Source organism: Dietzia sp. DQ12-76, from assembly GCF_014145045.1.
Taxonomy (GTDB): domain Bacteria; phylum Actinomycetota; class Actinomycetes; order Mycobacteriales; family Mycobacteriaceae; genus Dietzia.
Genome location: NZ_JAALDV010000268.1, coordinates 1 through 2776, shown reverse-complemented (window position 1 = coordinate 2776; position 2776 = coordinate 1). Strand labels below are relative to the sequence as shown.

Below are 2776 nucleotides of genomic sequence, written 5' to 3'. Positions count from 1 at the left end.
GGCGGCCGCGGCCGGGGTGATGAGCAGGGAGAGCACGAGCAGCGCTCCCACCACCTGAACCGCCTGGGCGGCCGCGAGCCCGACCAGGACCGCGAAGACGAGGTTGAGCGCGCGCACGGGAACGCCCCGGGCCTCGGCGACCTCGGGGTCCGCGGAGGAGAAGACCAGCGGCCGGTAGAGAGCGACCAGCGTGACGCAGATGATCGCCGCGACCACCGCCATCTGGATCACACCGTGTTCGGACACGCCCACGATCTGCCCGGTGAGCAGCGAGAAACTGGTTCCGGACCGGCCCGGGTAGAGGTGGATGAACAGCACCGCCATACCGAGCCCGAACGCCATCACCACACCGATCGAGCTGTCGCGTTGGGAGGCGCGCGTCCCCATCAGGCCGAAGATCAGCGCGGCCACCACCGATCCGAGGATCGCGCCCAGGCCGAGATTCAGGCCGAACAACAGGGCGGCGGCGGCCCCGGTCAGGGCGAGTTCGCTGGCCCCGTGCACGGAGAACGACATCTGCCGCATCACGATGAACGGCCCGATCGCCCCGGCCAACAGACCGAGTAGCGCGATCGCCACCAGACCGTAGATCACGAAGTCCTGACGCAACAGGTGTGCGGTGACCTCGGTGTCGGCGATCGACCTGGCGATCTCGAGTAGGCGGTCCATGCTCAGGCTCCGTGCGCGGGGTGGGCGTCGTCGTGGTGGGGATGACCGGCCGGCCAGGGTTCGGCGCACAGGTGCTGGGTGTCGCCCACCACGATGATCTGCCCGCGAACCCGCAACACCTCGACGGGTGAGGAGTAGAGGTCGGTCATGACCTCGCTGGTGAACACCTCATCGGGGGTGCCGATCCGGTGACGGCCGTCCACCAGGTAGACGATCCGATCCACCATCGGCAGGACCGGGTTGATCTCGTGGGTGACGAAGATGACGGCGGTGCCGTGCTCGCGGCGCCGGTGGTCGAGGACCGAGGCGACGGTGCGCTGGCCGGCGAGGTCCAGGCTCAGGAGCGGCTCGTCGCAGAGCATCACGCACGGATCGCAGGCGATGGCCTGAGCCACCCTGACACGTTGCTGCTCGCCTCCGGACATGCGTCCGAGGGGCTTGTCCGCCAGGCGACCCGCCCCCAGGCGGTCCAGCGCGTCGACGACCACCCGGCGCTTCTCGCCGCGGCCCGTCGGCCATCCCGGGCCCCAGCGGGTGCCGTCGATCCCGAGTCCCACCAGGTCGCGTCCGCGCAGGGTGATCCCGGGGTCGAACGCCTTCTGCTGGGGCACGTAGCCGAGGTGGGTCCCGCGGTCGCCCGCGGCGCGTCCGTCGACGAGGACCGTGCCGGAATCGGGCGCGAGTTCGCCGAGGAGCACCTTGAGCAGCGTCGTCTTGCCGGCTCCGTTGGGGCCGAGGACGGCGACGAACTCCCCTGCCCCCACCTCGAGGTCGAGGTCGCGGATGAGGGTGCGCCCCCCTCGCGAGACCGTCACCGAGTCCAGGGAGACGACCGACCCGGGGCCGGGTCCGCCCCGGGTGTGGGCTGACACCTGGTCCGTGTCCACCGTCGTCAGTGCCCGCCGTCGTCGACCGGGGTCGCGCCGTCGAGGGCCGAGGACAGCGAGTCGACGATCTGCGTCATCCACTCGGTGTAGTCCAGGCCCTCGGGGAGGGTCTCGGTGAGGTCCAGGACGGCGACATCCGCCGATTCGGCCGCGTCCCGCACCCGGGCGGTCACGGAGGTCTCGGTCTGGGTGTTGAACGCGAGGAACGCGACCTCCCGCTCGGACATCAGGTCGAGCATCGCGGACAGGTCGGCGGCGGAGGGGTCGGTGTCGTCCTCGATCGAGGCGAGGAACCCGCGCGGGGTCAGGTCGACCATGTGGGCGGCGTCGAACAGGTGGGCGCCGATCCGCTCGGTCTGGGCGTAGGGGAAGTGCCCGCGGTCGTGGATCTCGTCGAGTTGGGCCTCGAGCGGCGCGAGGGAGTCGGCGAACCGGTCGGCGTTCTCGCGGTACTCCTCGGCATTGGCCTCGTCGATCGCCGCCAGCTCCTCGGCCACGCGCTCGGCGACGGCGGCAGCGGTGGGCAGGCTGAACCACACGTGCTCGTTGGTGTCGGAGTCGTGCTCGTGGCCCTCGTGGGAGCCGGTCGTGCCGTTGTCGTCGTGCGCGTGGTCGTCGTGCCCGTGCTCGTCATCGTGGCCGTCCTCGGCACCGTGTTCGTCTCCGTGGTCGTGACCGTCGTGCGAGTGGCCGGCGATCGTCCCACCGGTCACCCGCTCGAATTCGTCGACCGCCCGGACCACGGGCACATCCCCGGCGTTCTCCAGCGCCCGGTCCACGAAGGAGTCGTACCCGGCGCCGTTGTAGACCACGAGGTCCGCGCCGGTGACCGCGGCCGCATCGGCCGGGCTCGCCTCGTACGAGTGCGGGTCGGCGGTCGGATCGGAGATCACCGACTCCACGGTCGCGTTGCCGCCGGCGACCTGTTCGGCGATGTCGGCGTACACGCTCGTGGAGGCGACGACGGTCGGTCCGGTGGCGGTGGCGTCGTCGCCGGAACCGTCCTCCGACCCGCAGGCGGTCAGGACGGCCCCGCCGAGGAGCGCGGCGGCGGCGAGCGCCGCGGCCCGGGCCGATAGGGGCGTGCGGGACAGACTGGGTGACGACATGGCGAAGACCGCTCTCGTAGCAATGGGAACCGTTGTCGTTAATTCTATGCCGCCCCCGGCCCCGGGGTCGATCAGGGCCCCGGTCTAACCCCGGAGTTCGGCGAGGCGCGC

Annotated in this window: 3 protein-coding genes; all 3 read right to left on the bottom strand. The window is 71.2% G+C overall.

The window, feature by feature from the left end:
* On the bottom strand, nt 1-669 hold a 669-nt coding region (locus G6019_RS09875; protein ID WP_182613250.1), incomplete at its 3' end, for a metal ABC transporter permease.
* A gap of 2 nt (nt 670-671) precedes the next feature.
* Nucleotides 672-1541 (bottom strand): metal ABC transporter ATP-binding protein, encoded by an 870-nt coding sequence (locus G6019_RS09870; protein WP_370446325.1) that lies wholly within the window; start codon nt 1539-1541, stop codon nt 672-674.
* A 20-nt stretch (nt 1542-1561) separates the two neighbouring features.
* Nucleotides 1562-2665, bottom strand: a complete 1104-nt coding sequence (locus G6019_RS09865) for a metal ABC transporter solute-binding protein, Zn/Mn family (protein WP_182627502.1) — start codon at nt 2663-2665, stop codon at nt 1562-1564.
* Nucleotides 2666-2776 lie beyond the last annotated feature (111 nt).

Coding starts and splice junctions, on each gene's coding strand:
- G6019_RS09865 (WP_182627502.1), bottom strand. CDS start 2,665: ATGTCGTCACCCAGTCTGTCCCGCACGCCCCTATCGGCCCGGGCCGCG.